We start from the raw sequence: 14,731 nt of genomic DNA on the forward strand, positions 1-14,731 counted from the left end.
CAGTGCAGGCCAAATTGGGCGAAACTAAAGGGCTGCGGCAAGCAGGCGCGTCCCAGACGCCGTGTCCTTACAACCGTTTCATCCCAATCATCGAGCCGGGGGCCTGGGCCACCGGTGGCAGGAGTCAACATGCAAGCTTCGATCGAATCCACCGGCAGCCTGGAACGCCGCCTGAGCTTCTCGCTGCCGGAAGACCGTCTGCAGAGCCACATCGTCGGCCGCCTGGGCGAAATCGCCCGTACCACCCGCATCAAGGGCTTCCGTCCGGGCAAGGTGCCGGCCAAGGTGATCGAGCAGCGCTTCGGCGCGCAGGTCCGTGGCGAGGCGCTGGACGGCCTGCTGCGCGAAACCTTCGACGCGGCCGTTCGCGAGCACGACCTGCGCATCGTCGGCAGCCCGCGCATCGACAAGGGCGACGAGGGTGAATTCTCCTTCGTGGCCACCGTGGAAGTGGTGCCGGACTTCGGCGACATCGACGTCAGCAAGTTGACCGTCGTGCGCCACACCGCCGAGATCACCGACGCCGACATCGACCAGATGATCGAGAACCTGCAGAACCAGCGTCGTACCTGGGCCCCGGTCAGCCGTGGCGCGCAGGACGGTGACCTGGTCGCGGTGGAAACCTGGTCGCAGGCCGGCGAAGAGCGCCTGCCGGCCGAGGGCACCGAGAAGGGTTCGATCGTGCTCGGCCAGGGCATGATGTTCGAGACCATCGAGAAGGGCCTGGTCGGCCTGGCCAAGGGTGAAGAGAAGACCCTGGACGTCGAGTTCCCGGCTGACTGGCGCGTGCCGGTGCTGGCCGGCAAGACCGTGCAGGTCACCGTCAAGGTTGCCGAAGTCTCCGAGCCGGTCGTGCCGGCGGTAGACGAAGCCTTCATCAAGAGCTTCGGCGTGAAGGGTGGCGATGTAGAGCAGTTCCGCAGCGACATCCGCGCCAACCTGGAGCGCGAGCTGAAGGGCGCCCTGATGAACCGCCTGCGCCGCGAAGTGGGCGAGCAGCTGATCGCCGCCTATTCCTCGGTGGAAATGCCGCCGCGCCTGGTCGAAAACGAAGCCCGCGCCATGCTGGCCCAGCAGGTTGAGCAGATCCGCCGCAATGGCCAGAACGTCGGCGAGATCCCGGCCGACGCCCACGAAGGCTTCAAGGACGCTGCCGCCAAGCGCGTGCTGGTCGGCCTGCTGGTCGGTGAAGTGGCCCGCATCAACGACCTGCGCCTGGAAGCCAAGCGCCTGAACGAAACGATGCGCCTGATCGCTTCGACCTACGAAGAGCCGGACCAGGTCATTGAGATGTACCGCAATGACCCCCAGCTGATGTCTGGCCTGCAGAACCGTGTGATGGAAGAGCAGGTGATCGACTGGATCGCCGAGCGTGCCCAGCACACCGAAGAGAAGCTGTCGTTCCAGGACGCGATCCGCCAGTAAGCCCGGGCGGATCACCGGATGCCCCGCGCCTTTGCCGGCGCGGGGTTGTTGCCCCCCAAGATAGGTACCTCACGTAATGGACAACCGAACCAAAGCCCTGAACCTGGTTCCGATGGTGGTCGAGCAGACCAGCCGCGGCGAGCGTGCCTACGACATCTATTCGCGCCTGTTGAAGGAGCGCCTGATCTTCCTCGTGGGCCCGATCGACGATCACATGGCCAACGTGGTGGTGGCGCAGTTGCTGTTCCTGGAATCGGAAAACCCGGAAAAGGACATCAACATCTACATCAACTCGCCGGGTGGCGTGGTCACCGCCGGCATGGCGATCTACGACACCATGCAGTACATCAAGCCGAATGTGAGCACCACCTGCATCGGCCAGGCTGCCTCGATGGGCGCCCTGCTGCTGGCCGCAGGCGAAGCCGGCAAGCGCTATGCGCTGCCCAACTCGCGTGTGATGATCCACCAGCCGTTGGGCGGCTACCAGGGCCAGGCCACCGACATCGACATCCACGCGCGTGAGATCCTGACCCTGCGTTCGCGGCTGAACGAGGTGCTGGCCAAGCACACCGGCCAGTCGCTGGAGACGATCGCGCGTGACACCGAGCGCGACAACTTCAAGAGCGCCTTCGAGGCGCAGGCCTACGGTCTGGTCGACCAGGTCCTGGAGCGTCGTCCGGATGAGTCGATCCAGGCCGGCTGACCGGCCTTCACGGGGCCATGGAGGCCCCGTTCCTGCAGGGTCGGGCGGGACTGGCGTCCCCTCGGCCCTGTGCTATTCTCGAATCGAACCCCCGTTCAGCGGGTGGGGTAACTGGGTAAGCGAAGCATGAGCGAAGACCGCCAAGGTCGTTCCACGGACACCGGCAAGATCCTCTACTGCTCTTTCTGCGGCAAGAGCCAGCATGAAGTGCGCAAGCTGATTGCGGGTCCGAGCGTGTTCATCTGTGATGAATGCGTGGAGCTGTGCAACGACATCATCCGCGAGGAACTTGAGGAAAAGGCGCAGTCGGCGCGCAGTTCGCTGCCGAAGCCGCGCGAGATCCTCGAGGTGCTCGACCAGTACGTGATCGGCCAGAACCGCGCCAAGCGCACCCTGGCCGTGGCCGTGTACAACCACTACAAGCGCATCGAGAGCCGGCAGAAGAACGACGACGTCGAACTGGCGAAGTCGAACATCCTGCTGGTCGGCCCGACCGGTTCGGGCAAAACCCTGCTGGCCGAGACCCTGGCCCGCCTGCTCAACGTGCCGTTCACCATGGCCGACGCCACCACGCTGACCGAAGCCGGTTACGTGGGCGAGGACGTGGAGAACATCATCCAGAAGCTTCTGCAGAAGTGCGACTACGACGTCGAGAAGGCGCAGCAGGGCATCGTCTACATCGATGAAATCGACAAGATCTCGCGCAAGAGCGAGAACCCGTCGATCACCCGCGATGTGTCCGGCGAAGGCGTGCAGCAGGCCCTGCTGAAGCTGATCGAAGGCACCGTGGCCAGCGTTCCGCCGCAGGGCGGCCGCAAGCACCCGCAGCAGGAATTCCTGCAGGTGGACACCAAGAACATCCTGTTCATCTGCGGCGGCGCGTTCGCCGGGCTGGACAAGGTGATCCAGGCCCGTTCCGCCGACGTCGGCAGCATCGGCTTCGGCGCCAAGGTGAAGAGCAGCGAGCGCAAGCAGGAAGTGGGCAAGGTGCTGGCCGAAGTCGAGCCGGAAGACCTGATCAAGTTCGGCCTGATCCCCGAGTTCGTCGGCCGCCTGCCGGTGGTGGCGACCCTGGAGGAGCTGGACGAGCCGGCCCTGATCAAGATCCTGACCGAGCCGAAGAACGCCATCACCAAGCAGTTCAAGAAGCTGTTCGAGATGGAGAACGTCGAGCTGGAGTTCCGTCCGGACGCGTTGTCGGCCATTGCCCGCAAGGCGCTCAAGCGCAAGACCGGTGCCCGTGGCCTGCGTACCATCGTCGAGTCGGTCCTGCTGGACACCATGTACGACCTGCCGTCGCAGGAAAACGTCAGCAAGGTGGTGGTGGACGAGTCGGTGATCGAGCACAAGTCCGAGCCGTACCTGATCTACCAGACCCCGGCGGCCCCTGAACAGAAGGCCGCAGGCGCCGAGTGATCCTTCCAGGTTGTTGATTGGAAAGGATTTTCAAGGAATGCCTTGCATCTGAAAGCCGATGGCCCCATAACGGGGCCATCGGCTTTTTTTGTCTCCGGAAGATGCCCTCCCGGAGGCGGTTTTCCCCTTCCCTGGAGCCCCCATGGCCCGTTCCCCAAGTGAAACCCTCGACCTGCCGGTCCTGCCGCTGCGCGACGTAGTGGTGTTCCCGCACATGGTCATCCCGCTGTTCGTCGGCCGTGACAAGTCCATGCACGCGCTTGAACAGGCAATGGAATCGGACAAGCGCATCCTGCTGCTGGCGCAGAAGTCGGCCGAGACCGACGACCCGCATGCGGCCGACCTCTACCAGGTCGGTACGCTGGCGCAGGTGCTGCAGCTGCTGAAGCTGCCCGACGGCACCATCAAGGTGCTGGTCGAAGGCCTGTCGCGCGTGCAGGTCACCCACGTGGACGAACGCAACGGCTCGCTGCACGGCCAGGCCGTGGAGATCGACGCCACCGACGAGCGCGAAGCGCGCGAAGTCGAAGCGATCGCCCGCTCGCTGATGTCACTGTTCGAGCAGTACGTCAAGACCAACCGCAAGCTGCCGCCGGAACTGCTGCAGACGCTGTCGGGCATCGATGAGCCGGCGCGCCTGGCCGACACCATCGCCGCGCACATCAGCGTGCGCCTGGCCGACAAGCAGCGCCTGCTGGAAACGCTGGCCGTGGGCGACCGCCTGGAGATGCTGGTGGGCCTGGTCGACGGCGAGATCGACGTGCAGCAGATGGAGAAGCGCATCCGCGGCCGCGTCAAGTCGCAGATGGAGAAGAGCCAGCGCGAGTACTACCTCAACGAACAGATGAAGGCCATCCAGAAGGAACTGGGTGACCTGGACGACGCGCCGGGCGAGCTGGAAGAGCTGGCCCGCAAGATCGCCGAAGCCGGCATGCCGAAGGCTGTTGAAGCCAAGGCACGCAACGAACTGAACAAGCTCAAGCAGATGTCGCCGATGTCGGCCGAAGCGGCCGTCGTGCGCAATTACCTGGAGTGGCTGCTGGGCGTGCCGTGGAAGAAGCGCAGCAAGGTGCGCAAGGACCTCAAGGCTGCGCAGGACACCCTGGACGCCGATCACTACGGCCTGGAGAAGGTCAAGGAACGCATCCTTGAATACCTGGCGGTGCAGTCGCGCGTGAAGCAGATGAAGGGCCCGATCCTGTGCCTGGTCGGGCCGCCGGGCGTGGGCAAGACCTCGCTGGGCCAGTCCATCGCCAAGGCCACCAACCGCAAGTTCGTGCGCATGTCGCTGGGCGGCGTGCGCGACGAGGCCGAGATCCGTGGCCACCGCCGCACCTACGTCGGTTCGATGCCGGGCCGCATCGTGCAGAACCTCAACAAGGTCGGCAGCAAGAACCCGCTGTTCGTGCTGGACGAGATCGACAAGATGTCGATGGACTTCCGTGGCGATCCGTCCTCGGCGCTGCTGGAAGTGCTCGACCCGGAACAGAACAACGCCTTCAACGACCACTACCTGGAAGTGGACCTGGACCTGTCCGAAGTGATGTTCGTGGCCACCTCGAACTCGCTCAACATTCCCGGCCCGCTGCTGGATCGCATGGAAGTGATCCGCATCCCCGGCTACACCGAGGATGAGAAGCTCAACATCGCCACCCGCTACCTGGTGCCCAAGCAGATCAAGGCCAACGGCCTGCAGCCGGAAGAGCTGGAGATCGGCAGCGATGCCATCCAGGACATCGTGCGCTACTACACGCGCGAATCGGGCGTGCGCAACCTGGAACGCGAGATCGCCAAGATCTGCCGCAAGGTGGTCAAGGAGATCGCGCTGGCCGGCCCGCAGCCGGCGGCGAAGGCGAAGAGGGGTGCGAAGAAAAAGGCGCTGGTGAGCGTGTCCAGCAAGAACCTGGACAAGTACCTGGGCGTGCGTCGCTTCGACTTCGGCCGTGCCGAGGAAGAAAACGAGATCGGCCTGGTCACCGGCCTGGCCTGGACCGAAGTCGGTGGCGATCTGCTGCAGATCGAATCGACGCTGGTGCCGGGCAAGGGCCAGCTGATCCTGACCGGCCAGCTGGGCAACGTGATGAAGGAATCGGCGTCGGCGGCGCTGTCGGTGGTGCGTTCGCGCGCGGTCGGCTTCGGCATCGACAGCGACTTCCTGCAGAAGCACGACGTGCACCTGCACGTGCCCGATGGCGCCACGCCGAAGGACGGCCCGAGCGCCGGCGCGGCGATGGTCACCTCGCTGGTTTCGATGCTGACCAAGGTGCCGGTGCGTGCCGACGTGGCGATGACCGGCGAGATCACCCTGCGCGGTCGCGTCACTGCCATCGGTGGGTTGAAGGAGAAGCTGCTGGCCGCACTGCGTGGCGGCATCCGCACCGTCATCATTCCGGAAGAGAACCGCAAGGACCTGGCCGACATTCCGGCCAACGTCACCCGCGATCTGGAGATCGTGCCGGTGAAGTACATCGAAGAAGTCCTGGACCTGGCGCTGGAGCGTCCGTTGGTACCGAAGAAGGCGCGCAAGAGTGCGCAACGTGTCACGGTGCGCAGCAAGGCCAAACCGAGTGGAAGCGCGCGCGTCAAGCATTGACGCGCGCTGTCCAATGGCCCGAAACCCGCGTCGTTGCTGGCTTTCCAGCTTGCGTGGGGGTAGGGCCACTGGTATAAAAGCAGCACTCGCGAATGAGTGATCGCTGTCAGCGATGACTGAATCGGCGAACCGTTTCCACATGGCGGCCGCATGCAGAAGGCATGCGGTTGCTTCCCTGTCGAATAAGCGGAACCCACCGCCAAAGGAGTTGTAGAGAATGAACAAGACCGAATTGATCGATGCCGTTGCTGAAGCTGCCGACCTGACCAAGGCCGAGTCCAGCCGCGCTGTCGATGCCGTCGTTGCTGCCGTCACCAAGGCGCTGAAGGACGGCGATGCGGTCACCCTGGTTGGCTTCGGTACCTTCCAGGTCCGCGACCGTGCTGCACGCACCGGCCGCAACCCGAAGACCGGCGACACCATCAAGATCGCTGCTTCGAAGAATCCGTCTTTCAAGGCTGGTAAGGCCCTGAAGGATGCTGTAAACTAAGCGGCTCGCTGGGGTGCTTAGCTCAGCGGTAGAGCGTCTCCTTTACACGGAGAGGGTCGGGGGTTCGAAACCCTCAGCACCCACCACAGCACCGCGGTAAACGTTTGAGTGTGGAGCGGTAGTTCAGCTGGTTAGAATGCTGGCCTGTCACGCCGGAGGTCGCGGGTTCGAGTCCCGTCCGCTCCGCCATTCAACGAGGCCTCCGGCCAAAAGCTGGAGGCTTTGTTTTCTTCCCGGTCCAGGCCGGCTGGAAAGCAGAAAAGCAACAACGCGGAGCGGTAGTTCAGCTGGTTAGAATGCTGGCCTGTCACGCCGGAGGTCGCGGGTTCGAGTCCCGTCCGCTCCGCCATTACATCGAGGCCCCCGGCCTGAAGCCGGGGGCCTTGTCTTCTCCCCGGAAAGTTCGGGAAGAAGGCGAAAAGGTTTTTGCAAGAACGGAGCGGTAGTTCAGCTGGTTAGAATGCTGGCCTGTCACGCCGGAGGTCGCGGGTTCGAGTCCCGTCCGCTCCGCCATTGCAGAATTCTTAAGTCCCTGTGAAAAAACTTTGAAAAAAGTGTTCATCGGGCTGGGTTTCCAGGGAGTCTTCGGATATACTGGGCGCCTGCAACGTTTCAGCGCGGAGCGGTAGTTCAGCTGGTTAGAATGCTGGCCTGTCACGCCGGAGGTCGCGGGTTCGAGTCCCGTCCGCTCCGCCAACTCTAAAAGCCCTCGGCGCAAGCCGGGGGCTTTTTCTTTGTGCCGTCGCGAAGCGTTGCGCAGGCCACGCCGGTGCTGCTTTTGGTCCCTGCGGCGAAGCGGGTTACACTGCCGGGCTCGCCAATCAGGCCTTGTGATTCCTCACCATGCTGCAGAAACTCCGCGACAAGACCTCAGGCTGGATCGTCACCGTGATCCTGGGGCTGCTGATGATTCCGTTCCTGTTCGTGATCGACAACAGCTACCTCGGTGGCGTTGGCGCACAGAACGTGGCCAAGGTTTCCGCGCCGCCGACCTGGTGGCGTTCGGCCCCGTCGTGGTGGCCGGTGCGCATGCTGTGGCAGCACCATGAGATCAGCGCGCAGGATTTCCGCACCCGTTTCGAGCAGGAGCGCATGCGTGAGCGCCAGCAGCAGGGCGAGAATTTCGACCCGCGCGCGTTCGAAAGCACTGAGAACAAGCTGGCCGTGCTCGATCAGCTGATCGACGAGCAGGTCGTGCGCCTGGTCGGCGAGCAGGCCGGCGTGGTGATCGGTGATGGCGCGGTGCGCGAGTACATCGCCACCATCCCGGCGTTCCTCGACGCGAACGGCAAGTTCAACGAGAACAACTACCGCCTGGCCCTGGCCGGTGGCAATCCGCCGCGTACCCCTACGCAGTTCCAGGAGCTGGTGCGTGAGAGCCTGCAGCAGTCGGTGATTCCGTCGGGCCTGCAGAACTCCGGCTTTGTTACCCAGTCCGAGACCGAGCGCCTGCTGAAGCTGCTGGGCGAAACCCGCGACGTCGAACTGGCCGCGCTGCCGGAAGTGCCGGCCGATACCGCGCCGGTGACCGATGCGCAGATCAAGCAGTGGTACGACAGCCACGGCAAGGACTTCCGCCAGGCCGAGAGCGTGTCGCTGGAGTACGTCGAACTCAATGGCGCGAACCTGCCGGCGCCGACCGCAGCCGATGAAGCCACCCTGCGCAAGCGCTATGAAGACGAGAAGGCGAAGTTCACCTCGCCGGAACAGCGTCAGGCCGCGCACATCCTGATCACCGGCGACGGTGCTGAAGCCAAGGCCAACAAGATCGCTGCAGAGGCCAAGGCCGCCGGCGCCGACTTCGGTGCACTGGCCAAGGCCAATTCGGAAGATCCGGGCTCCAAGGACCAGGGCGGCGACCTGGGCTGGGTCGAGCGCGGCGCAATGGTGAAGCCGTTCGAAGATGCGTTGTTCGCTGCCAAGGCCGGTGACGTGATCGGTCCGGTCAAGACCGAATTCGGCTATCACATCATCAAGGTTGCCGCGGTCCGTGGTGGCCAGGGCAAGTCCTTCGAGGAAGTGCGTGACACGCTGGCTGCCGAGCAGCTGAAGGCCGACGGCGAGCGCGGCTTCAACGAACTGGCCGGCCGTCTGGTCGATGCCATCAACAAGAGCCCGAGCGACCTGGCCGCTGCGGCCAAGGAAGTGGGCCTGCCGCTGCAGACCCTGGGCCCGATCACCCGTGCCACCGCCAGCGGCATCGCCGCTGATCCGGCCGTGCTGCGTGCCGCCTTCTCCGACGTGCTGGTGCAGGACGGGACCGCCAGCGATCCGATCGCCCTGGGCGGCGCGACCAACCACAGCGTGGTCATCCGCGTGGCCGCGCATACCCCGGAACAGGCCCTGCCGCTGGACAAGGCGCGTGAACAGGTCATCGCGGCAATCCGTGCCGATCGCCAGCGCCAGGCCAGCGACAAGGCGGCCGATGCCGTGCTGGCCAAGCTGAAGGCGGGGGCCACGCTGCAGTCGCTGGCCGCCAGCGAGAAGCTGCAGCTGAGCCCGATGCCGGGCCTCCCGCGCAGCCAGCCGGTGCCGACCCCGGAAATCAACCGCGCGATCTTCAGCGCGCCGGTGCCGGCCGAGGGCAAGCCGAGCTACGGCAAGGTCGACGTCAACGGCCACGCGCTGCTGTTCGCGGTGAACAAGGTCAACCCGGGCGACATCAAGGAAGTGACTGCCGAGCAGCAGAAGCAGCTGAAGGACCAGCTGAGCCAGATCGACGGCATGGCTGCTGCGAAGGGCTACATCGAGACGATGCGCAAGAAGTTCGTGATCCAGACCACCGAAGCGAACCTGTAAGCCTCGCGGCGGGCAGGACGAGAAAGGCCCGGCAATGCCGGGCCTTTTTTGTTGGGGGAGACGGTGGACATTGAACTGTAGAGCCGAGCCCATGCTCGGCCTGTCATGAACCCCGGCAGGGCGTGGACATGAAAAAGCCGAGCATGGGCTCGGCTCTACAGGGAGGCGCTGGCTCGCGCGTCAGTCCTCGACGCGCAGCACCGCGCCCGGCTTCAGCACGCTGCTGCCGCTCAGGCCGTTCAGGGACAGCAGCGCCTTCACCGGCATGCCGTAACGGCGGGCGATGGTCCAGGCCGACTCGCCATCGCGCACGGTGTGGCGACGGTTGCGGGGACGATCGGCGATCGCGGCAACGGTCTTGGCGACCTGCGGCGTCGGTGTGGCCGAAGCGACCGGTGCGGCGCTGGCGACCAGCGCGGTCGCGGCCTCCGTTGCCGTCGCATTTGCGGCCGAGACCGGTGCCAGTACGCGGGTGGTGCCGGAGGCGCGGCCCCCGCTGGCCAGGGCCGGGTTGAGGCGGGCGATCCTGGCCGGGTCCAGGGCGCGCTGTGCGGCCCACTGCTGGACGCTGGTGCCTGCGGGCAGGGTATGGTCCTTCAGCACTGGCACGGTGCGGTCCAGCGAGGCCATCACGCCCGGCTGGTCTTCCACGTCTTCCAGCACGCAGGCCAGGGCATGCAGCTTCTCGACGTAGGCGTGGGTGACCGGCGACAGGCCGGGCAGCGCCGAAGGCTTGGCGTTCTGCGCGTTCATGCCGGCCTTGCGCATGGACTGCAGCACGCGGTACTCACCGGCGTTGTAGGCCATGGTGGCCAGGCGCCAGTCGCCGCCGAACATGCCGTGCAGGGTCTTCAGGTAGCGAACCGCGGCCTGGGTCGAGTCGACCGCCGACAGGCGGCCGTCATAGCCGTTGGCCATTGGCACGCGGTGGTTGCGCGCGGTGGTGGCGATGAACTGCCACAGGCCGGTCGGGCCGCTGCCGTTGCGGGCATTGGGCCGGTAGCCGCTTTCCACGAACGGGATCAGCGCGAATTCGGTGGGCAGGTTGGCCTTGCGCAGCTCTTCGACCACGTAGCCGAACAGCACCAGCGCATCGTCATCCTGGTTGGCCAGGCGCGAGGGGGCGTGGGCGAACTGCTTCTGCCAGCGCGGGCTGGTGGCCTCCGCGTCACAGCTGGGTTCGGCCAGGCCGTCGCGGAAGCTGGTGAAGATATCCTGCCCGTTGCGCACCGAGGCCGCCGGCAGCGCGGACGGATCCAGCGGCAGGGCCGCGGCGGCGGTCAGGTTCTGGCTGATGCCGGCGCCCAGCGACTGTGCGCCCGCGGTTCCGGCCAGCCCCAGGACAAGGCCCAGGGCCAGCGGCAGACTTCGGCGCATCATGCGCGGAAGCCGTCTTTCCAGTGCCGGAGACCGGCCATCACGTCGACGTCGTCCACGACGTCACGGCCCAGGTGTGCGGATACCGACGCACGGATCGGCGCCGCGTGCACACGCAGGAAGGGATTGCAGTCGAATTCGTTGGCCAGGGTTACCGGCAGGGTGGAACGGTCATCGCGGCGCATGGCCAAAGCCTCCTCTTGGCGCTGCCACAGGGCAGCGTTGGCGGGGTCGACATGCCGCGCGAAGACGGCATTTGACACGGTGTACTCGTGGGCGCAACAAAGCAGCAGTTGCGCGGGCAAGGTACCCAGCTTGCGCATCGATGCCAGCAGCTGGGACGGCGTACCTTCGAACAGACGTCCACAGCCCAGGCTGAACAACGAATCTCCGCTGAAAAGATGTTCAGCGGTGTGAAACGCGATGTGGCTGCGGGTATGCCCGGGCACGGATAGTACGTGGAACATCTGCCCCAGTGCCTGAACGCGTTCACCTTCACCGACCCGCTCGGTCGCGGTGGGAATGCGCTCTTCGACCGGCGCGATGACCCGCGCGTCGGGGAAACGCGCGCGCAGCTCCGGCACGCCACCGATGTGGTCGTCGTGGTGGTGGGTGAGCAGGATCGTGTCCACGCGCAGGCCCTGATCGGCCAGCGCAAGCACCGGCGCAGCATCGCCCGGGTCAATGACCACGGCGGCGCCATCGTCGTCGATCAGCGTCCAGATGTAGTTGTCCGCAAATGCGGGCAGGGCAGTCAGTCGCATAGAATTGGACCATGCCCGCGTCGCAGAGCACCCGTCAAGCGAGCCAGACCCCGTGGTTCGACAGCGAGCCGGCGGCGGCCCTGCGCGTTCTGGAACGGCAGTTGCTGCTGCCGCAGCTGTCGGTGCTGCCGACGCAGCCCTGGCTCTGGATCGCGCCGAGTGCGGCCTGGCTGGAGGACGCGCAGCTGGGTGCGCGCGGCCTGCGCCTGTACCGGCAGGGGCTGGGCTATGCCGGCGATAGCCGCTGCGCGCTGCCCTTGCCCCTGGCCAACGAGAGCGTCAATGCGATCGTGCTGCAGCATGTCACCACAGGCGATGCCGACCAGCTGCTCGACGAGTGCGAGCGCGTGCTGATGCCGGGCGGGCATTTGTGGCTGAGCAGCCTCAACCCGTTCAGCCCGTACCGCACGCACTGGCGCCGGCATGGGCTGGTCGTGCGCACCCCGCAGCGGATCCGCCTGCTGCTCGGCCGCCATGGCCTGGAGTGCGACGATGTGCATTACCTCGGCCCGCTCTGGCGGGGTGCCGGCAGCCGGCGTCCGGGAGGCTTGGCACCGCTGCGCGCCGCCTGCCTGTTCCACGCGGAAAAACGCACGCTGGCCCTGCCCGGGCCAAAACCGTTGCCGGTGCGCTGGCACGGCACCGTTGCCACCTGATTCTGGAGTTGTATTGAAGACCATCGAAATCCACACCGACGGATCCTGCCTCGGCAATCCCGGCCCCGGCGGCTGGGCCGCGTTGCTGCGCTACAAGGGCCATGAGCGCGAGCTCAGTGGCGGTGAAGCGCACACCACCAACAACCGGATGGAGCTGATGGCGGCCATTTCAGGGCTGGAGACGCTCACCGAGCCGTGCAACATCGTGCTCTACACCGACTCGCAGTACGTGCGGCAGGGCCTGACCCAGTGGATGCCGGGCTGGATCCGCAAGAACTGGAAGACCGCCGGCGGCGACCCGGTGAAGAACCGCGAGCTGTGGGAGCGCCTGCATGCGGCCACGCTGCGGCACCAGATCGACTGGCGCTGGGTGAAGGGGCATTCCGGCGATCCGGACAATGAACGCGTGGATACCCTGGCACGCAACGCGGCCATCCAGGTCCGCGACTCGAGCCCGGTAAACTGAGCCCATGCGTCAGATCATCCTTGATACCGAAACCACCGGCCTGGAATGGAAGAAGGGCAACCGCATCGTCGAAATCGGCTGCGTGGAGCTGTTCAAGCGCCGCCCGACCGGCAACAACTACCACCAGTACATCAAGCCGGACTGCGAGTTCGAACAGGGCGCGCAGGAAGTCACCGGCCTGACCCTGGAGTTCCTTGCTGACAAGCCGGACTTCGCGCAGATCGCCGACGAATTCCTGGCCTTCATCGATGGCGCCGAGCTGATCATCCACAACGCGGCGTTCGACCTGGGCTTCCTCGACAACGAGCTGTCGCTGCTGGGGCCGCAGTACGGGAAGATCACTGACCGCTGCACCGTGATCGATACGCTGGTGATGGCGCGCGAGCGCTTCCCGGGCCAGCGCAACTCGCTGGATGCGCTGTGCAAGCGGCTGGGCGTGGACAACTCGCACCGTGCGCTGCACGGCGGCCTGCTCGATGCGCAGATCCTGGGCGATGTCTATATCGCGCTGACCTCGGGCCAGGAAGAGATCGGCTTTGGCCTGGAAGATGAGGGCGGGGCGGCAGGCGCTGCGCTGCCGGCCTTCGACCACAGCAAGCTGCTGCCGCGCCCGCGCGTGGTGGCCACGCCGTCGGAACTGGAAGCGCACAATGCGCGCCTGGAGCGGCTGCGCAAGAAGGCTGGCCACGCGTTGTGGGATGGCCCGAAGGTGGAAGAACCCGCCAGCGCCTGATCATCCACGCATTTCGTGGATCCACTGTCGAGCCGAGCCCATGCTCGGCTCGTGCGCGAGGCTCAGTGGCAGCGGACCAGGATCACGCTGATGTTGTCGCGGCCGCCGCCATCGAGTGCGGCCGCCACCAGTGTGTCCACGCATTCCTGCGCGCTGGCATCGTCGAATGCCAGGGTGCGGGCGATGCCGCGGTCGTCCACTTCCTCGGTCAGGCCGTCACTGCACAGCAGCAGCTGCATGCCCGGGCGCAGCTCACCGCTGGTGGTGGCCACGTTCAGATGCGCCGGGTCGGTCACGCCCAGCGCCTGGGTGACCACGTTGCGGTGCGGATGTGCGCGCGCCTGTTCGGCGGTCAGGTTGCCCTGCGCGACCAGTTCCTGCACCACGCTGTGGTCCTGGCTGAGCTGCGCAAGCTGGCCGTCGCGCCACAGGTAGGCGCGGCTGTCGCCGACCCACGCCACTTCATAGCGATTGCCCTGCACGCGCGCGGCAACCACGGTGGTGCCCATCGGCAGCGTGTCGTTGCGTCGGCGCGAGGTGCGGATGATCTCTTCGTCCGCAGTGCGGATGGCCTGCGCCAGCGGCGCGCCGCAGCGGATCTCGCGCACGATGGTTTCGCGTGCCAGCGCGCTGGCCACTTCGCCGCAGGCGGGCCCGCCCATGCCGTCGGCCACCAGCCACAGGGCCAGCTCGCTGTCACCGTAGTAGGTGTCCTCGTTGAGCTCGCGGCGCATGCCGGGGTGGGTGAGGTGTCCGAATTCGATCATGGTGGGCAGGGGCGGGGTATTGCGGGGAGACAGGCATCATCGGGGGGCAGCAGACATCCGGCAAGGCATGCACTCAGGAAATTTTCACTTCATGGGCCGGAATGACTTGTCGTCGGCCTCACTTCCTCGTATCATGCGCGTCCCCGGTCTGCCGGGGACCACCCGGAGAGGTGGCAGAGTGGTTGAATGTACCTGACTCGAAATCAGGCAGGCGTTTATAGCGCCTCGGGGGTTCGAATCCCCCCCTCTCCGCCAGATAAAAGAAAAGGGCTGCCGAAAGGCAGCCCTTTTCTTTTATCTGGCGCGGGACGCGACGCGCGTTTCGCGCGTCGCCCCACACGTTGCTGTGCAACGCGTGGGGCCCTCCCTTTGCCTGCCTCTCCCCGCCCCCGTCGGGGCAGCCCCTCGACAGGGGGGGGGCTTGTTCCTCCAGATGCATCAGCAGATCCACGCCATGCGTGGATGCTCCTGCTGCCGGGCTGAACCATCCACGCATGGCGTGGATCTACCTGTCCCATCGCGAGCCGCGGGTTAAACTGCAC

Annotated in this window: 12 protein-coding genes and 6 tRNA genes; 15 read left to right on the top strand and 3 right to left on the bottom strand. The window is 65.6% G+C overall.

Annotation, left to right across the window (positions count from 1 at the left end; genetic code table 11):
• The first annotated feature begins 129 nt into the window (after positions 1–129).
• The 11 genes from tig to QP512_RS04320 all read left to right on the top strand — a co-directional run bounded on the left by tig (position 130) and on the right by QP512_RS04320 (position 9,426).
• The gene (tig, locus tag QP512_RS04270; protein WP_164082265.1) at positions 130–1,425 is read left to right on the top strand and encodes a trigger factor; all 1,296 of its coding nucleotides are present in this window, start codon (positions 130–132) and stop codon (positions 1,423–1,425) included.
• A 76-nt stretch (positions 1,426–1,501) separates the two neighbouring features.
• Complete coding sequence (gene clpP / locus QP512_RS04275) at positions 1,502–2,128, top strand: ATP-dependent Clp endopeptidase proteolytic subunit ClpP (protein ID WP_004146318.1); 627 nt, start codon at positions 1,502–1,504, stop codon at positions 2,126–2,128.
• 126 nt (positions 2,129–2,254) lie between these two features.
• On the top strand, positions 2,255–3,544 hold the full coding sequence (clpX, locus tag QP512_RS04280) for an ATP-dependent Clp protease ATP-binding subunit ClpX (RefSeq protein ID WP_164082264.1): 1,290 nt from the start codon (positions 2,255–2,257) through the stop codon (positions 3,542–3,544).
• A gap of 142 nt (positions 3,545–3,686) precedes the next feature.
• Positions 3,687–6,137 (top strand): endopeptidase La, encoded by a 2,451-nt coding sequence (lon, locus tag QP512_RS04285; RefSeq protein WP_286071083.1) that lies wholly within the window; start codon positions 3,687–3,689, stop codon positions 6,135–6,137.
• Between the two features lie 217 nt (positions 6,138–6,354).
• Complete coding sequence (locus QP512_RS04290) at positions 6,355–6,627, top strand: HU family DNA-binding protein (protein ID WP_004146343.1); 273 nt, start codon at positions 6,355–6,357, stop codon at positions 6,625–6,627.
• 11 nt (positions 6,628–6,638) lie between these two features.
• A tRNA-Val gene (locus tag QP512_RS04295) sits at positions 6,639–6,713 on the top strand.
• Positions 6,714–6,739: 26 nt separating this feature from the next.
• Positions 6,740–6,816, top strand: a tRNA-Asp gene (locus QP512_RS04300).
• 83 nt (positions 6,817–6,899) lie between these two features.
• Positions 6,900–6,976: transfer RNA gene (locus QP512_RS04305), tRNA-Asp, on the top strand.
• 87 nt (positions 6,977–7,063) lie between these two features.
• Positions 7,064–7,140: transfer RNA gene (locus QP512_RS04310), tRNA-Asp, on the top strand.
• Positions 7,141–7,246: 106 nt separating this feature from the next.
• Positions 7,247–7,323 (top strand) — tRNA-Asp (locus QP512_RS04315).
• A gap of 147 nt (positions 7,324–7,470) precedes the next feature.
• Positions 7,471–9,426, top strand: a complete 1,956-nt coding sequence (locus QP512_RS04320; RefSeq protein WP_286071084.1) for a peptidyl-prolyl cis-trans isomerase — start codon at positions 7,471–7,473, stop codon at positions 9,424–9,426.
• Positions 9,427–9,606: 180 nt separating this feature from the next.
• Here QP512_RS04320 and QP512_RS04325 read toward each other — a convergent pair whose 3' ends face one another.
• Together QP512_RS04325 and gloB are read right to left on the bottom strand one after the other, a co-directional pair.
• Entirely contained in the window at positions 9,607–10,806 is a 1,200-nt protein-coding gene (locus tag QP512_RS04325) for a lytic transglycosylase domain-containing protein (RefSeq protein ID WP_164082261.1), read from the bottom strand.
• Positions 10,803–11,567, bottom strand: coding sequence for a hydroxyacylglutathione hydrolase (gene gloB / locus QP512_RS04330; protein ID WP_164082260.1), 765 nt, complete (start codon positions 11,565–11,567; stop codon positions 10,803–10,805). The genes QP512_RS04325 and gloB overlap by 4 nt, the downstream gene beginning before the upstream one ends.
• An 11-nt stretch (positions 11,568–11,578) precedes the next feature.
• Here gloB and QP512_RS04335 point away from each other — a divergent pair, with 11 nt between their 5' ends.
• Genes QP512_RS04335 through dnaQ form a run of 3 tightly spaced genes read left to right on the top strand, consistent with a single transcriptional unit; the run spans position 11,579 to position 13,422 of the window.
• The gene (locus QP512_RS04335; protein ID WP_286071085.1) at positions 11,579–12,223 is read left to right on the top strand and encodes a hypothetical protein; all 645 of its coding nucleotides are present in this window, start codon (positions 11,579–11,581) and stop codon (positions 12,221–12,223) included.
• Positions 12,224–12,236: 13 nt separating this feature from the next.
• Positions 12,237–12,689: a ribonuclease HI gene (gene rnhA / locus QP512_RS04340; protein ID WP_004154603.1), complete on the top strand. Its 453-nt coding sequence runs from the start codon at positions 12,237–12,239 to the stop codon at positions 12,687–12,689.
• 4 nt (positions 12,690–12,693) lie between these two features.
• Positions 12,694–13,422 (top strand): DNA polymerase III subunit epsilon, encoded by a 729-nt coding sequence (gene dnaQ / locus QP512_RS04345; RefSeq protein ID WP_286071086.1) that lies wholly within the window; start codon positions 12,694–12,696, stop codon positions 13,420–13,422.
• Between the two features lie 62 nt (positions 13,423–13,484).
• Here the strand turns inward: dnaQ and QP512_RS04350 are convergent, their stop codons facing one another.
• Complete coding sequence (locus tag QP512_RS04350; protein ID WP_164082257.1) at positions 13,485–14,189, bottom strand: protein phosphatase 2C domain-containing protein; 705 nt, start codon at positions 14,187–14,189, stop codon at positions 13,485–13,487.
• Positions 14,190–14,353: 164 nt separating this feature from the next.
• On the opposite strand from QP512_RS04350, the gene QP512_RS04355 reads away from it, so the two are divergent.
• Positions 14,354–14,444: transfer RNA gene (locus QP512_RS04355), tRNA-Ser, on the top strand.
• The last annotated feature ends 287 nt before the right edge of the window (positions 14,445–14,731 follow it).

This window comes from Stenotrophomonas sp. 57, assembly GCF_030291075.1.
Lineage (GTDB): Bacteria > Pseudomonadota > Gammaproteobacteria > Xanthomonadales > Xanthomonadaceae > Stenotrophomonas.